Annotated in this window: 26 protein-coding genes; all 26 read left to right on the top strand. The window is 70.0% G+C overall.

The window, feature by feature from the left end; genetic code table 11:
* Nucleotides 1-320: 320 nt before the first annotated feature.
* The 26 genes from AB0J69_RS32220 (at nucleotide 321) to AB0J69_RS32095 (ending at nucleotide 12211) form a co-directional block, all read left to right on the top strand.
* Nucleotides 321-566, top strand: coding sequence for a helix-turn-helix transcriptional regulator (locus tag AB0J69_RS32220; protein ID WP_364124840.1), 246 nt, complete (start codon nucleotides 321-323; stop codon nucleotides 564-566).
* Nucleotides 566-838: a hypothetical protein gene (locus AB0J69_RS32215; protein WP_364124837.1), complete on the top strand. Its 273-nt coding sequence runs from the start codon at nucleotides 566-568 to the stop codon at nucleotides 836-838. The genes AB0J69_RS32220 and AB0J69_RS32215 overlap by 1 nt, the downstream gene beginning before the upstream one ends.
* Nucleotides 839-888: 50 nt before the next feature.
* Nucleotides 889-1128, top strand: a complete 240-nt coding sequence (locus AB0J69_RS32210) for a hypothetical protein (RefSeq protein ID WP_364124834.1) — start codon at nucleotides 889-891, stop codon at nucleotides 1126-1128.
* Nucleotides 1129-1220: 92 nt separating this feature from the next.
* Nucleotides 1221-1604 (top strand): hypothetical protein, encoded by a 384-nt coding sequence (locus AB0J69_RS32205; RefSeq protein WP_364124831.1) that lies wholly within the window; start codon nucleotides 1221-1223, stop codon nucleotides 1602-1604.
* A complete protein-coding gene (locus tag AB0J69_RS32200) occupies nucleotides 1604-2038 on the top strand; it encodes a hypothetical protein (protein ID WP_364124828.1) in 435 nt (144 codons plus the stop codon). The genes AB0J69_RS32205 and AB0J69_RS32200 overlap by 1 nt, the downstream gene beginning before the upstream one ends.
* Nucleotides 2038-2475, top strand: a complete 438-nt coding sequence (locus tag AB0J69_RS32195; RefSeq protein WP_364124826.1) for a hypothetical protein — start codon at nucleotides 2038-2040, stop codon at nucleotides 2473-2475. Before AB0J69_RS32200 ends, AB0J69_RS32195 begins: the two co-directional genes overlap by 1 nt.
* Complete coding sequence (locus AB0J69_RS32190; protein ID WP_364124824.1) at nucleotides 2475-2813, top strand: hypothetical protein; 339 nt, start codon at nucleotides 2475-2477, stop codon at nucleotides 2811-2813. Before AB0J69_RS32195 ends, AB0J69_RS32190 begins: the two co-directional genes overlap by 1 nt.
* A complete protein-coding gene (locus AB0J69_RS32185; protein ID WP_364124821.1) occupies nucleotides 2813-3001 on the top strand; it encodes a hypothetical protein in 189 nt (62 codons plus the stop codon). Before AB0J69_RS32190 ends, AB0J69_RS32185 begins: the two co-directional genes overlap by 1 nt.
* On the top strand, nucleotides 3001-3216 hold the full coding sequence (locus AB0J69_RS32180) for a hypothetical protein (RefSeq protein WP_364124818.1): 216 nt from the start codon (nucleotides 3001-3003) through the stop codon (nucleotides 3214-3216). Before AB0J69_RS32185 ends, AB0J69_RS32180 begins: the two co-directional genes overlap by 1 nt.
* Nucleotides 3216-4121: a hypothetical protein gene (locus AB0J69_RS32175; protein ID WP_364124815.1), complete on the top strand. Its 906-nt coding sequence runs from the start codon at nucleotides 3216-3218 to the stop codon at nucleotides 4119-4121. The genes AB0J69_RS32180 and AB0J69_RS32175 overlap by 1 nt, the downstream gene beginning before the upstream one ends.
* Nucleotides 4118-4546: a hypothetical protein gene (locus tag AB0J69_RS32170; protein ID WP_364124812.1), complete on the top strand. Its 429-nt coding sequence runs from the start codon at nucleotides 4118-4120 to the stop codon at nucleotides 4544-4546. Before AB0J69_RS32175 ends, AB0J69_RS32170 begins: the two co-directional genes overlap by 4 nt.
* Entirely contained in the window at nucleotides 4543-5022 is a 480-nt protein-coding gene (locus AB0J69_RS32165) for a hypothetical protein (RefSeq protein WP_364124809.1), read from the top strand. Before AB0J69_RS32170 ends, AB0J69_RS32165 begins: the two co-directional genes overlap by 4 nt.
* Entirely contained in the window at nucleotides 5019-5219 is a 201-nt protein-coding gene (locus AB0J69_RS32160) for a hypothetical protein (protein ID WP_364124807.1), read from the top strand. The genes AB0J69_RS32165 and AB0J69_RS32160 overlap by 4 nt, the downstream gene beginning before the upstream one ends.
* Nucleotides 5216-6277, top strand: a complete 1062-nt coding sequence (locus AB0J69_RS32155; RefSeq protein WP_364124804.1) for a hypothetical protein — start codon at nucleotides 5216-5218, stop codon at nucleotides 6275-6277. The genes AB0J69_RS32160 and AB0J69_RS32155 overlap by 4 nt, the downstream gene beginning before the upstream one ends.
* 2 nt (nucleotides 6278-6279) lie before the next feature.
* A complete protein-coding gene (locus AB0J69_RS32150; RefSeq protein WP_364124802.1) occupies nucleotides 6280-7428 on the top strand; it encodes a hypothetical protein in 1149 nt (382 codons plus the stop codon).
* Nucleotides 7428-7970 (top strand): hypothetical protein, encoded by a 543-nt coding sequence (locus AB0J69_RS32145; protein ID WP_364124799.1) that lies wholly within the window; start codon nucleotides 7428-7430, stop codon nucleotides 7968-7970. The genes AB0J69_RS32150 and AB0J69_RS32145 overlap by 1 nt, the downstream gene beginning before the upstream one ends.
* Nucleotides 7967-8788, top strand: a complete 822-nt coding sequence (locus AB0J69_RS32140; protein WP_364124796.1) for an exonuclease domain-containing protein — start codon at nucleotides 7967-7969, stop codon at nucleotides 8786-8788. Before AB0J69_RS32145 ends, AB0J69_RS32140 begins: the two co-directional genes overlap by 4 nt.
* Nucleotides 8785-9222 carry a hypothetical protein gene (locus tag AB0J69_RS32135; protein WP_364124794.1) on the top strand — a complete coding sequence of 146 codons (438 nt, stop codon included), beginning with the start codon at nucleotides 8785-8787 and terminating at the stop codon, nucleotides 9220-9222. The genes AB0J69_RS32140 and AB0J69_RS32135 overlap by 4 nt, the downstream gene beginning before the upstream one ends.
* Nucleotides 9219-9452, top strand: coding sequence for a hypothetical protein (locus tag AB0J69_RS32130; RefSeq protein WP_364124791.1), 234 nt, complete (start codon nucleotides 9219-9221; stop codon nucleotides 9450-9452). The genes AB0J69_RS32135 and AB0J69_RS32130 overlap by 4 nt, the downstream gene beginning before the upstream one ends.
* The gene (locus AB0J69_RS32125; RefSeq protein ID WP_364124789.1) at nucleotides 9452-9700 is read left to right on the top strand and encodes a hypothetical protein; all 249 of its coding nucleotides are present in this window, start codon (nucleotides 9452-9454) and stop codon (nucleotides 9698-9700) included. Before AB0J69_RS32130 ends, AB0J69_RS32125 begins: the two co-directional genes overlap by 1 nt.
* Nucleotides 9700-10080 (top strand): hypothetical protein, encoded by a 381-nt coding sequence (locus AB0J69_RS32120; protein WP_364124786.1) that lies wholly within the window; start codon nucleotides 9700-9702, stop codon nucleotides 10078-10080. The genes AB0J69_RS32125 and AB0J69_RS32120 overlap by 1 nt, the downstream gene beginning before the upstream one ends.
* Entirely contained in the window at nucleotides 10077-10511 is a 435-nt protein-coding gene (locus AB0J69_RS32115) for a helix-turn-helix transcriptional regulator (protein WP_364124784.1), read from the top strand. Before AB0J69_RS32120 ends, AB0J69_RS32115 begins: the two co-directional genes overlap by 4 nt.
* The gene (locus tag AB0J69_RS32110; RefSeq protein ID WP_364124781.1) at nucleotides 10508-10849 is read left to right on the top strand and encodes a hypothetical protein; all 342 of its coding nucleotides are present in this window, start codon (nucleotides 10508-10510) and stop codon (nucleotides 10847-10849) included. Before AB0J69_RS32115 ends, AB0J69_RS32110 begins: the two co-directional genes overlap by 4 nt.
* On the top strand, nucleotides 10846-11535 hold the full coding sequence (locus AB0J69_RS32105) for a histone-like nucleoid-structuring protein Lsr2 (RefSeq protein ID WP_364124778.1): 690 nt from the start codon (nucleotides 10846-10848) through the stop codon (nucleotides 11533-11535). The genes AB0J69_RS32110 and AB0J69_RS32105 overlap by 4 nt, the downstream gene beginning before the upstream one ends.
* Nucleotides 11532-11771 carry a WhiB family transcriptional regulator gene (locus AB0J69_RS32100; RefSeq protein ID WP_364124775.1) on the top strand — a complete coding sequence of 80 codons (240 nt, stop codon included), beginning with the start codon at nucleotides 11532-11534 and terminating at the stop codon, nucleotides 11769-11771. The genes AB0J69_RS32105 and AB0J69_RS32100 overlap by 4 nt, the downstream gene beginning before the upstream one ends.
* Nucleotides 11771-12211: a DUF6248 family natural product biosynthesis protein gene (locus tag AB0J69_RS32095; protein ID WP_364124772.1), complete on the top strand. Its 441-nt coding sequence runs from the start codon at nucleotides 11771-11773 to the stop codon at nucleotides 12209-12211. Before AB0J69_RS32100 ends, AB0J69_RS32095 begins: the two co-directional genes overlap by 1 nt.
* Nucleotides 12212-12217: the final 6 nt, after the last annotated feature.

Below are 12217 nucleotides of genomic sequence, written 5' to 3'. Positions count from 1 at the left end.
AACCGTCGGCGATTCCGGTACACGGGGTTGATCTGGACGCGACGGGCGACCAGGAGATTCCCGAGGGTGGTCCAGTCAGGGGCATCGTCGCTCATGACGCTCCTGGCGAGTCGGCGGCAAGTGCTGCTTGCCCTCAGAAGGATGCTGAAGGAAACAGTCGGAAACGTCAACCGATCATAGTGTCGAAGTCTTGCCGCAGGTCGGCGCAACGCCTGTGACTCCTGGGACTCCAGATATCCGCGCGAAACTGATTCCTATTAATTCCTATTAGCCGCCTGTAGGGCTTGACCTGTGTCCGACTGATTCCTACTGTTTCCTACATGCCTCCAACGCCAACCATCCGGCAGAACGGGGCGGCCCTCCGGCAGTTCCGCGAGGACCGCGGGCTCAGCGTGACCGACCTGGCCCACCTCGCCGGCGTCTCGCCGCCGTCCCTGCGGAACTGGGAGCTCGAGAACAGGGCGCTCCCCAGGACCAAGGCCTCGCGCATCTGCGCGGCCCTGTCCATCCGCGTCGATGCCATCGACCGCGACACCGAATCCGTCAACGTTCAGGTGGCCTCGTAATGGCCGCCCCAGGCGAGCGTTCCAGCCAGGCCCGCAACGCGGCGCACAGCCGGTGGGCGCGTGAGCCCAACCGCACCGGCGCTACCGCCGCGGCGCGGGCGAACAGCCCGGCAAGCATCGAGCGCTGGCTGCGCGAGGTCGACCCCGACGAGCGGCTGCCGTACGAGCAGCGGCTGAAGCTCGCCGAGTCCGCCAAGCAGGCCTACTACGGCCGCCTCATGCTCAAGGCCCGCCGGGCCAAGGCGGCGAAGGCGACGCAGAACGCGGCCTGATCGGCCGCTCAGCGAGATCCCCCTCACCGGCCTCGACAGAGGAGAGTCCCGTGCTCGATTACGACCAGCGGATCACCCGCTACACCGCCCAGACCGGCCGCACCGCGGGCGACCCGGTCATGCGGCTCACGCCGCGCCAGCTCCGCCGAGTGCTGCACAAGCTCGGCCACCAGCAGGCCGAGGCCATCGCCCGGCGCGAGGAGCGGTCGGCCGCCCGGCAGGTGGCCCGCAGGAAGCGCGACCAGGAGCGCCGGTCCGGCGCGACCCTGCCCAAGCCCGTCAGCCGCTGAACAAGCGGCGAGACCCAGCCACGCCCGGCCGGGCCTCGCCTGACCTGCAGATCCCTACGCAGAACACGAGTCAGAGAAGGGACCCACAAGTCGTGACCATCATCGCAGACCAGCCGCCCCCTGAGCCGCCGGCCCGGCACAAGCAGCAGCTCGCCGCCGCGACGCTCGCCCACCTGCTCACCCTCCCGCTGCCCGAGGTCTGGGAATGGCGGATCCGCGTCGGCCGCGAGGCCCCGCTGTTCGGCCAGCTTCCCCCCACCAGCCTGGACGTCCTCCGCGTGTGGCTGCACCAGTGGGCCGCCGCGCTGACCGATCCCACCTGGCGCATCGTCCCCTTCGACGACGGCAGTGGCCGGCTGAGCGTTCGCGGCCTGTTCTTCGGCACGGTGGTCGAGGTCTGGGACGGCATCACCGCTGAGCAGGTCGTGATGGGCGTGGACGCTCTGTCCGAGTTGGACGAGGCGGTGTCCGTCTGATGGCCGCCACGATCTCACGTCTCCGGCCCGCCGCCGTGTTCCAGCGGGGGGACCTGGTCACCTATCAGCACCTGCCCATGGTCGTCGTGTTCGTCAAGGGCGGATACGCCGATCTGGCCCCGGGCGATGATCTGGCGCTCGTGACCGCTCTGGGCCGCGTCCTGACCAACGTCTCCAAGCTCGCCCGCCGCGAGCGGGTGCGCGAGCACTACGTGACCATCGAGCCCATCTGCCCGGCCGAGGACGGTGACACGCCGCGCCTGTGCGTCGCGGAGCACCGGACGGGGGAGCCGACGTGGCTGCACGGCGTGGAGGGGTGGATCACCCTCGGGGAACTGCGGGAGCGGGCTCGTGACGTCGCTGCCCGGGTGGGCGCGGAGTACCGGGAGCCGACGGACGAGCTGGCGGTCGAGCTGCTCGGGGCTGGTGCGTGATGGCCGACCACTTCCAGCCTGACGAGTACGTCGACATCACCATCAAGCGGGCCCGCGTCGTCGAGGTCTGCCTCCACGGGGACGGCAACGGCCGCGATCTGCGGTTCACCTACGCGGCCAAGGACGGCCACGCCGCGCACAGCGCCGTGTGGGCCGACGCCCCGGGCGTGATCGTCGAGCGGGTCATACCGGCTGACCAGGTCATGATCCCGGTCGAGGTCGCGGCGCACGTCCTGGGCCACTTCGGGTGCCCCGGCGGCTGGCTGGCCGGGAGCTTCAAGCGCACGCTCATCCTCGCCATCGCCCAGGCCGACTTCGTCAACCGCGCCCGGCTGGCTATGACGTTCCCCGACTACGCGGCGGCGGTCGAGCTGGCGCAGAACGCGGATGACGGTGTGGTCCGGCTGCAGGCGATCGTCGCTCGGGGCGGTGCGTGATGGCTACGACGATCACCGCCGCCACCATCGCGCCCGTCCTGCGCGAGGCCGCCGCCCGGGTGGCCGACCTGCCACACGCCCGGGTGGTCCGCACCGACGTTCACCACGCGATCGGCCTGTCCTCCCCGCAGTGGGACATCGCGCAGGCCGTGCTCGACACGCTGGCCGCCCAACTTCCGGACGCCGGGTGGCTGACCCGCTGGTCCGCGCCGCATTCGCGTGACGAGGTGGCTGCGGAGATGCGGGCGGCGGCCGACGCTGCCGGGCCGGTGACGACATTCGACTGGACAATCCGCCCGGCCGTCGTGCCGGTGCAGGTGCCGAGGGGTGAGAGCTGATGGCCAGCACCATCAAGCGTGTGCTCGACCGGCTGACGGCCACGCAGCCCACGGCCGATGAGTCCCAGTTCCTGATCGGCGTCCTGGCCGGAATGTCGCCCACCAAGATGGACCAGGCCCTCGACTACCTCGACGAGCGCCGCGCGCGTGAAGTGCGCGAGCGCGCCGAGCGGGGTGAGACCCCGTGATGGCCGTCGATCTCCACGCCTGCCAGATCGTCAGCTCCCCGGAGTGGAACGACGGCGAGCCCGTCCGCATCCAGGCCGCGCACGCTCACGGCGGCCGGATGGCGGTCCGCTGGCAGGACGCGGGTGGACGTGGTGGCGTGCACTCCGACTGGGTCGAGGTGGGCATGGAGCTGGCGCTCATCTCCGGCGGCACCATCCGTAGGGACGGTGCCTGATGCCCCGGATCTGCTACGTGCCCAAGACCTTCAGGCAGTCCAGCCTCGACATCATCCAGCGCGCCAACGCCATCTGCGCCGACTACGCCCGCCAGGGCTTCGACCTGACGCTGCGCCAGCTGTACTACCAGTTCGTCGCCCGCGACTGGATCGCGAACAAGCAGACCGAATACGACCGGCTCGGTTCCATCATCAACGACGCCCGCCTGGCCGGCCTGCTCGACTGGCACTACATCGTCGACCGCACCCGCAACCTGCGGGCCCTGGCCCACTGGGACAGCCCCGAGTCGATCGTCGACGCCGTTGCCAACCAGTACCGCACCGAGCGGTGGGCCAACCAGCCCACCCGTGTCGAGGTGTGGATCGAGAAGGACGCGCTCGTCGGCGTGATCGCAGGAGTGTGCGAGCGGTACGACGTCGACTACTTCTCCTGCCGGGGCTACACCTCGCAGTCGGAGATGTGGGGCGCAGCGCGCCGGCTGCTCCGCTACGAAGATGCCGGCCAGGACACGGTCATCATTCACCTCGGCGACCACGACCCGTCCGGCGTGGACATGTCGAGGGACATCGCTGATCGCCTGGCGCTGTTCGGCGCGAGCACCAACGTGGTGCGGATCGCTCTGAACATGGACCAGGTCGAGCAGTACAACCCGCCGCCGAACCCCGCCAAGCTGACCGACTCCCGCGCGTCCGGCTACATCGCTGAGCACGGCCGGTCGAGCTGGGAGCTGGACGCTCTCGACCCGACCACGCTGGCCCGCCTCATCGAGGGGCAGATCGAGGCATGGCGGGACGTGGAGCAGTGGGAGCGGGACACGGCGGTGATGGAGCGCGAGCGTGCGCTGCTCACGGCGGTGTCGCAGCGCTGGCCCGAGGTGGCTGAGTACGTGGACGGTGACCGATGACCGGCTCCGAGCCCGCCCGCCAGCTGCCGCAGCTTGCAGTGGCGTGCCCGACCTGCCACGCGGCGACCGGCGACTTGTGCACCAGCCACGGCGGCACCCGCCCCCGCAGGAACGACACCCACCAGACGCGCACCGCCGCCTGGCGCGAGGCCGACCTCGCCCAGCGCGACGAGACCCACCCCACCCCCGGCCGCTACCAGGTGACGTACGAGCGCGTCGGCCGCCGCCGCGACATCCCCCCACTGATCGTGGAGGCAGCGGGGGCCGACCACCTGGCCAAGCTGGTCCACACCGACGCGCGGCGCTACCTCGGATCGCGTGACGTCGAGGTCCGCGTCGACCTGGAGGAGATGCGCGGGTCGATCCTGTGCGGCATGCGTTCCGGCGGCCAGTTCACCGTCGAACGCCTGGACGGTGGCCGATGAGCGTCATCGGCCAGGCCGAAGGAATCAAGCACGGCACCTGGAGCGGCTACAAGCAGCACCTCTACCGGAAGGTGGATGTCTGCGACGCCTGCCGGGCCGCCTGCAACGACCGCAACGCCACGACACGGCACGGCGGCCAGGCGGAGGTCGCTGAATCGCGCGTCCGTAGCCAGGCAGAGCCAGTAGCCCGCCGTGGGCGCGCGCCCAAGCCCCGGTTCAAGGCGGGAGTCCCGCCACTGCCGCCGGTCGGCAACCCCGCCTGGGGCGTGCCGATCTACGGCAAGGACCTGAAGGTTGGCGACACGGTCGTGCACCTACATGTGGACCACGAGACGCACGTCATCGACCGGTTCGAGCCGTACAAGGGCGGGCTGCCGTTCAGCAAGAGCGCCCGGACTGCGTACGCCGGGTCGTGGGGTCTGCCGGTGGACCAGTACTCGATCGTCCGCATCCTGCCCCGGGACGGAGCCTCATGAGCACCTTCACCCCCGAGTTCGAGGGACTGCCCTCGGAGGACGACATCTCGGAGTACCTCGCCACCGTCAGCGACCGCCACGACCACCCGTACGACCCGTTCCCCGCCCAGGCCCGGCCCCGGCCGGCCTGGCGGGGCGGGCCCCCGATCGGCCCCAACGCCGAGCGCGACCACCTCGAGGAACAGGACGCCCAGTGACCGACCAGCAGCGGGCCACCTGCCCGACCTGCAACGGAGACACACCGGTCAACCAGACCGGCCGCCTCCGCAAGCACAAGGCCGACGGCGCAAACTGCCCCGGCAGTGGTGCACCCATCGGTGAGGCACGCATCCCCAAGCCCGCCCGCGGCTGGTACACCGACCCCACCACCCGTAAGAAGCTGCGCCGCGTCACCAGCATCCTCGACAACGGCGTCCCCAAGCCGGCGCTCGTCTTCTGGGCTGGTAACACCGTCGCTGAGAGCGCGCTGGAAAACCTCCCCATGCTGGTGCGCGCCTCACGCAGCACCGTGCAGACCCAGGAGGCGTACGACTGGCTGCGCCGCGCCCACACGCGCAAGAAGGACGAGCGAGGCGACATCGGCGACGCCGTCCACCAGATCATCGAAGCGCACGTCCTCGGAAAGCCCATCTCCCAGGAACTGCTCGACGACCCGGAGATGCGGCCCTATCTGGAGCACTTCCTGACCTTCATCCAGGAGTACGAGGTCACGTTCACGGCCTCCGAGATGGTCGTCGGCAACTACCAGCATGGCTATGCCGGGAAGCTCGACTACATCCTCCGCTCACCCCACATCTACGGCGGACGCCCCTGCATGGGCGACACGAAGACCGGTGGTGAGCTGGACGTCCGGCTCCAGGACGGCACGCTCAAGGGCGTCTACCCGGAGGCCGCCCTGCAACTGAGCGCCTACCGGCACGCCGAGGTGTGCTGGCTGCGCGACGGCACGCAGCTGCCGATGCCCGAAACGCACGACGAGGGCATCGTGCTGCACCTCAGGCCACAAGGTTTCAGGGTTTACCCGGTCAAGTGCGGGCCTGACGTGTTCGAGAAGTTCCTGCACGCCGCGCATACCGACAGGTGGGCCACCGAACAAGCGCCCACCGTGGTGGGCGCGGCATTGCCTCGCCCACGATCCACGCACACGTGCGACCTCGACGCGGCAGGCAACTGCCGCCTCGGCTGCGGCTACTCCAGCGAGCCGGAGCAGTCGGCCGGTCAACGCCAGTACCCCCAGGCCCAGGAGGTGGCCTGATTATGCCCATCATCGACTTGCAGCGCCGCATGCGGCAGCTCGGCGAGATCCGCATCGGCCGCGTCGTGGACACCGGCAAGGTGTCGCAGAGGACCGGCAAGCCGATCCTGCGCCCGGAGAAGCTCGACCGCTTCCGCCTCACCTCCGCTTCCCGCCCCCTGCTGGAGCAGGTCGCCACTCTGTACGGCGGCGAGGTGCAGCCCTGGACGCCGGCGAACGGCGGCCCGGCCGAGTGGGAGGTGTACACCGACGCCGATCGGCTGCCCGTCGTCGTCCCGCCTCGCGACCCGGTAACCCTCTGGTACGAGCAGTACAAGGGGTCGAAGTGTGTCCGCCGGTGCGACGGCGAGGTCGAGCAGAAGTCCGACCAGCCGTGCATGTGCAACCCGGACCGGCGCGACTGCCAGATCACCATGCGGCTCAACGTCATGCTGCGCGATGTGCCGGGCCTGGGCGTGTGGCTGCTTACCTCGCATGGGTATTTCGCCGCAACCGAGCTGCCGGAGGTGGCGGAGTTCCTGTCGCGGGCGGGCGGCTACGTCGATGCCTGGCTGGCCATGGAGGAGAAGCAACTCCCCATCATCGACGCCAACGGCCGGGCCGGGACGGCCCGGTTCATGGTGCCGAAGCTGGACGTGGACCTGACCCCAGCGCAGCTTCTGGCCGGGCATGGGGCGCGCGCCGAGCTGGGTCCGGCACAGCGGGCGGCGGTCGAGCAGGAGCAGCGGGCCGCGATTGAGGCGCCGCAGGCGTCCGCTCCGACGGCGGAGGACTTCCTGGTTCGGGCGCGGGCGGTGACGACGTTCGCCGAGTTCAAGGTCATCTGGTCTGAGGCTGGGAAGGCCGGCATCTCTCCGACGCAGGCGCAGTCGGAGGAGATGACCGCGATCGGCAAGCGGCTCAAGGCCGCCGAGCAGGAGCCCACTCCGCCGACCGCAGGCGACGAGGCACAGGCCCGTCCCACGGCCGATGCGGACGTGCTGTGGCAGCAGATCGTCGCTGCCTGGCCCGGCACCACCTCGGAGCTGAACGACACCTTCCCCAAGGTCATGGCGGGCGTCGCTCCTGAGGACGCCTCCGAGGCGGAGCTCGACACGTTCCTCACCAAACTGCGCAACGGCGAGCTCAGCGAGAACGGAGGCGCCCTCTGATGAGCAACAAGACCAGAGACGTAAAGCGGCAGGCCCGCGCCTGGTACAGGCATCTGGGCCAGGACACCACGTGGGTCCCGGCGACCGGCGTGCCCCTGCCAATCGCTGACATGGACGCCGCCTGGCGGCACAACGCCGCGAACTGGCTGCTGCGCAGAGCTGGCGACCTCGCCTTCCTGTACAGCTACGGCGAGCTGCTCATCATGACCGACCCCATCGGACGCGACACGCTCACCGGCGAACTTGTGCATGTCGAGATGCCCGACGACGTGGACCTCGGAGACCCCGACGCCGACCCGGATCCGATGAAGGACCCCGAGGGGTGGATGCGGACCACCACCCTCCACCAGATGCTCGTCAAGGACCTCCCCGAGGGCATCGCCGACCTGGCCCGGCACTGGTCCGACTGCCACCTGCGCACCTGCCAGGGCACGGCCTGCTCGTGCTGGCAGCGGCACCGCACTGAGTGCACCGTCAACCAGCTCCGCGACATCACCGCGCCGTGCCACTGCAACGACAACTCCCCGGAGTGGACCCTGTGACCTGGACGAACACGCCCCTGCTCCCGTGGGACACCGAGACCGACGGCATCGACCTGGAGAACGGCCACATCATCCAGGCCGCCGTCGCGTGGATCGAGCCGGCCAAGCCCAAGCCCAAGATTTCCAAGAAGACGTGGATCCTCAACCACGGGATCGACATCCCCAAAGCCGCCTCCGATGTCCACGGCATCAGCCGCGAGCGGTGCGAGGCCGAGGGCCAGGACCCGGCCGCCGTGCTGGACGAGGTTGCCCAGCACCTGGCCGACGGCATCAAGGCGGGCTGGCTGCTCGCCGGGATGAACGTGCCGTTCGACTTCACCATGCTCGATCGCGGGTGCCGGCGGCTCGGCGTGCCGACGCTGAACGAGCGTCTCGGCGACGCGGGCGGCGACTTCGCGGTGATCCGGCCGGTGATCGACCCGTACGTGATCGACAAATACTGCGACCCCTACCGCCGGGGGAAGCGGAACCTGACCGCGCTGTGCGAGCGGTACGCGGTGTCCATCACGGACGCGCACGACGCTGCGGGTGACGCGCTGGCTGTGGCGCGGGTGGCGTGGCGGATGGGCCAGCTGGCGCAGCGGCCGGCCGAGTGGCTGCAGAAGGTGTGGGGGCTGAAGCCCCAGGACGCGAAGCGGTTCGCCGCGCTGGGCGGGCTGACACTTCAGCAACTTCACGACCTTCAGGTGCAGGCCAAGGCGGAGCAGGCGCGCAGTTTCCGCGAGTACCTGGCCAAGCAGGGCAAGCCGCACGACGACGTGTCCGAGCACTGGCCGTTGATCCCGTTCGCCGCTGAGCCTGTGGAGGCTGCCCGATGACGCGCATGCGACGCACCACCACCACGCCGCTCGGCCACCCCGTCGCCGGCGAACTCTTCCGCGACGACATGGGCCGCCCCGTCGTGCCGCTCAACTACGACGACGACGTGGAGTTCCTGTTCGACGACCCGAAGGAGTCCCGAGACCTGACCGCGCAGAGCGCGATCGTCACCAACCTGCTGGAGACCGCTCTCGGACTGCCCGCCCCCGCCGGGCCCCGGTGCTCGTGCGACGACGACCCGCTGCAGTGCGCCCACCAGGCTGCCCGCGGGCGGGCCGAGGACGACCGGGATGCGTTCCGCGGGCTGCTCGTGCGGATCGTGCTCGCCCCCACGATGCCGGAACTGCAGCAGACGATCGGCGAGGCGCGTGACGCCCTGGGCCGGTACGACCGGCGCGACGTGGAGCGGGGAGAGGCGGTGAGCCAGCCGTGACCTTCCCGTACCTGCTGTGCGCCGGAGCCGTGGCCGCCGCCGCGCTGGCCGCCTACATCGGCCACCTCATGAGCCCGTCCATGCGGGCTCGGCGAGCGCGGCGCCGCCGCTGGGCCCAGCTCGCTGCTCTGCGCAACGCGATCGCAGGCCGTCTGCGGATGGACCCCGACTCGTGGGAGCGGTTCTGGGACGAGCACGAGTTGGACGACGTGCTGCGCGGGGGTGCGTGATGCAGGACTACTACGAGAACGCCCTCGGCCGCGCCGTCCACGAGGAAGTCGCCGGCGTCGAGCCCGCGTACGTGCTCCCACAGATCCAGCGTCGTGCGCACCACCGGGAGACGTGGCTCCTCGCTCTGGTGGTCACCGTCGCGGCGCTCGGCACGCTGCTGGTCCTGGTCGGCCTGCTCTTGGAGTGGGGCCAGGAGCAGCCCGCCCCGACCACCCCTTCCTCCTCGACGCGCCCATGGGAGGCATGATGTCCGCGAACAAGGACAAGGGCTCCGCCGCCGAGCGGGCCATCGTCAACTACCTCCGCCGCATGGGCTTCGTCCACGCCGAACGCCGCGTAGCCGGAGCTGCCAAAGACCGAGGCGACATCGCAGGCATTCCCGGAGTCGTCATTGAGGCGAAAAACCAGGCCCGCGTCCAGCTCGCCGAATGGCTGGAAGAGGCACTGGTCGAGCGCGACAACGACAACGCCCAGATCGCTGCCGTCTGGCACAAGCGACGTGGCAAGGGATCGCCATCCGAGTGGTACGTGACCATGGACGGCGCGACGTTCACGTACCTGCTGCTCCACTTCGCCGGGCTCGACGGGGTGCTCAGAGCAGACGTGGAGGCGGTGACGACGCCGTGAACCAGCCCATCCACAAGCAGCTCCGCGAGATCCGCCGCGACCAGCACCGACTCCAGAAACACGTCGCTGCCGCACTCGGCGTGAACCACGCCACCTACGGCTCATGGGAACGCGGCCAGGCCAGCCCCTTCCTCCACCACACCGACATCTGGGCCACCGAGCTCCACCATCAACTCGTCGCCACCGTCGACGGCGCCGTCATCGACACTCTCGTGAACTTCGTCGCCGCGCTCCCGGTACTGCGCCGAGGCCGCGGCCTGACGCAAGAAGGGCTCGGTCGCCGCACCCGGAGGGGCGTGACGGCCGTGCACGGCGTGGAGAGGCAGGTACAGGCAGGCGGCGGCCTGCTGCTGTCCACGGTCGAGTGGTACGTGGCCGGCCTCGACTACGGGATCGGGCTGGCGCCCGCCGTGCTGGAGCGAGCGGCATGAGAGACCGCATCACCGCCACCTGCATCTGCTGCGGCAAAACCGGCCCTATCCATGGCCGACGCCTGATCATCAACTGCTACAACCTGCACCGCCGCAAGGGCACCCTCGACCAGTTCCCGCGCGTCACCGGAGTGAAGCAGCCCTGGCAGCCCACCGGGCCGCACGGCCGCCGCATGCTCCAGCGCTACCAAGAGCTCGCCGCAATCCGGCCGCCCATGAGCATCCGCGCAATCGCCTGGCACATGGACGTCACGGAGCGGTCCGTGACTCGCTACGCCGCCGCCGCACGCGCCCAGGCGGCGGCCGAATCGGCCACGCCGCGAACGGAGGCGGCATGACAGCCATGCCCATCGAGCACGCGCGAGCTCTCGCGCTGCTCGCAGACGGCACAACCGCCCAGGAGGCAAGCTCGGCCACCACCGTGCCGCTCGGGCGGATCGTGCAGCTGGCCCGGCGACAGGGCTGGACCATCCACCCTGCGACCGGGCTTGCGATCGATCCTCTTGAGGACGACAAGAAGCCCGTCCTGCCCGACGACGTGGCCGCCATCGCAGCCACGTGGACAGACAAGCCGAGACTCGTACCCGACAACAGCCCAGCCGGAGAGCCCGAGGCAGGATCGGTGGACGACCTGCTGGCGGACGCCCGCAACTGCGACGACCGCCAGGTGCAGACAGCACTGGGACGTGCTGACACCGCGATCGCCAAGCTCCGCGACATCTACACCTTGGCCGCGGAGCGGATCGCAGCCGAACAGCAGCGCGAAGCCGTCCGCCAAGCCGCACTCGCTGAAGTAGAGCAGCTGGAACGACAGCTCGCCGAGGCGCGACAGCGCGCCCGCGACGCCGGCGCCAAACCGTCCCGCAGCTCGGGCACAGCGTCCGCTCCCGGCTCGGCCACGCCCACGGACAAGCAGATCAGGCAGTGGGCCCGCGAGAACGGCGTCGCGTGCAACCCGGTCGGCCGTCTCAACAGCGACGTGCGCGCCGCCTACGCCGACGCGCATCGGGCGGTGGCGGTGTGACCAGACCAGCGTGCCGTGGCATGGACCCGGAGATCTTCTTTCCGATCAGCCACGCCGGCCCGGCCGGGATCCGCGAGACCGAGCAGGCCAAGGCCGTGTGCCGAGCCTGCCCGATTCTCGCTGGCTGCCTGGCCGAGGTGGTGGCCGACCCGCCCGAGTTCGGTGTGTGGGCTGCCACGACCCCGGAGGAGCGGCGCCGGATCCGAACCAGGAGCGCGCTGGTGAAGGCGGCGTGATGCATCCCGATCAGGCCGCATGGGTCCGCGAACACGTCTGGACCGCCAGCATGCGCAGGCAGTTCGCCGAACTGCCCGGCTTCTACCTGATGTGCGCCTGCCAGCACGGCGGCCCGTGCATCAACGCCAAGGACCCCGGGAGGCACGCCCGCTGCCACGTCGGCCGGCACCCGCTACCTCGCTATGAGACCTACATCAACACTCCGAGCGACTACGCGAACTTCCGCCAGCCGTACCGGTACCCGACCGCGGACGCCACCGGCTGGAAGTTCTCGACGCTCGCCATGGTGTGGCTCGCCGACCGCCGCTGCGGCTGGCGGTGTGTCTGCGACTGCGGCCACCCGTGCGAGGACCTGGCGCACGCTCCCGACCGGAACCCGATGCGGCCGATCACGTATGACCGCGTGCCGCTGTTTGACCTCGACCTGATCACCACCTGAGAGGAA

Source organism: Nonomuraea sp. NPDC049709 (assembly GCF_040674815.1).
Lineage (GTDB): Bacteria > Actinomycetota > Actinomycetes > Streptosporangiales > Streptosporangiaceae > Nonomuraea.
This window is presented reverse-complemented; position numbering and strand designations above follow the sequence as displayed.

Coding starts and splice junctions, on each gene's coding strand:
- AB0J69_RS32220 (WP_364124840.1), top strand. CDS start 321: ATGCCTCCAACGCCAACCATCCGGCAGAACGGGGCGGCCCTCCGGCAG.
- AB0J69_RS32215 (WP_364124837.1), top strand. CDS start 566: ATGGCCGCCCCAGGCGAGCGTTCCAGCCAGGCCCGCAACGCGGCGCAC.
- AB0J69_RS32200 (WP_364124828.1), top strand. CDS start 1,604: ATGGCCGCCACGATCTCACGTCTCCGGCCCGCCGCCGTGTTCCAGCGG.
- AB0J69_RS32195 (WP_364124826.1), top strand. CDS start 2,038: ATGGCCGACCACTTCCAGCCTGACGAGTACGTCGACATCACCATCAAG.
- AB0J69_RS32190 (WP_364124824.1), top strand. CDS start 2,475: ATGGCTACGACGATCACCGCCGCCACCATCGCGCCCGTCCTGCGCGAG.
- AB0J69_RS32185 (WP_364124821.1), top strand. CDS start 2,813: ATGGCCAGCACCATCAAGCGTGTGCTCGACCGGCTGACGGCCACGCAG.
- AB0J69_RS32180 (WP_364124818.1), top strand. CDS start 3,001: ATGGCCGTCGATCTCCACGCCTGCCAGATCGTCAGCTCCCCGGAGTGG.
- AB0J69_RS32175 (WP_364124815.1), top strand. CDS start 3,216: ATGCCCCGGATCTGCTACGTGCCCAAGACCTTCAGGCAGTCCAGCCTC.
- AB0J69_RS32170 (WP_364124812.1), top strand. CDS start 4,118: ATGACCGGCTCCGAGCCCGCCCGCCAGCTGCCGCAGCTTGCAGTGGCG.
- AB0J69_RS32165 (WP_364124809.1), top strand. CDS start 4,543: ATGAGCGTCATCGGCCAGGCCGAAGGAATCAAGCACGGCACCTGGAGC.
- AB0J69_RS32160 (WP_364124807.1), top strand. CDS start 5,019: ATGAGCACCTTCACCCCCGAGTTCGAGGGACTGCCCTCGGAGGACGAC.
- AB0J69_RS32150 (WP_364124802.1), top strand. CDS start 6,280: ATGCCCATCATCGACTTGCAGCGCCGCATGCGGCAGCTCGGCGAGATC.
- AB0J69_RS32145 (WP_364124799.1), top strand. CDS start 7,428: ATGAGCAACAAGACCAGAGACGTAAAGCGGCAGGCCCGCGCCTGGTAC.
- AB0J69_RS32135 (WP_364124794.1), top strand. CDS start 8,785: ATGACGCGCATGCGACGCACCACCACCACGCCGCTCGGCCACCCCGTC.
- AB0J69_RS32125 (WP_364124789.1), top strand. CDS start 9,452: ATGCAGGACTACTACGAGAACGCCCTCGGCCGCGCCGTCCACGAGGAA.
- AB0J69_RS32120 (WP_364124786.1), top strand. CDS start 9,700: ATGTCCGCGAACAAGGACAAGGGCTCCGCCGCCGAGCGGGCCATCGTC.
- AB0J69_RS32110 (WP_364124781.1), top strand. CDS start 10,508: ATGAGAGACCGCATCACCGCCACCTGCATCTGCTGCGGCAAAACCGGC.
- AB0J69_RS32105 (WP_364124778.1), top strand. CDS start 10,846: ATGACAGCCATGCCCATCGAGCACGCGCGAGCTCTCGCGCTGCTCGCA.
- AB0J69_RS32095 (WP_364124772.1), top strand. CDS start 11,771: ATGCATCCCGATCAGGCCGCATGGGTCCGCGAACACGTCTGGACCGCC.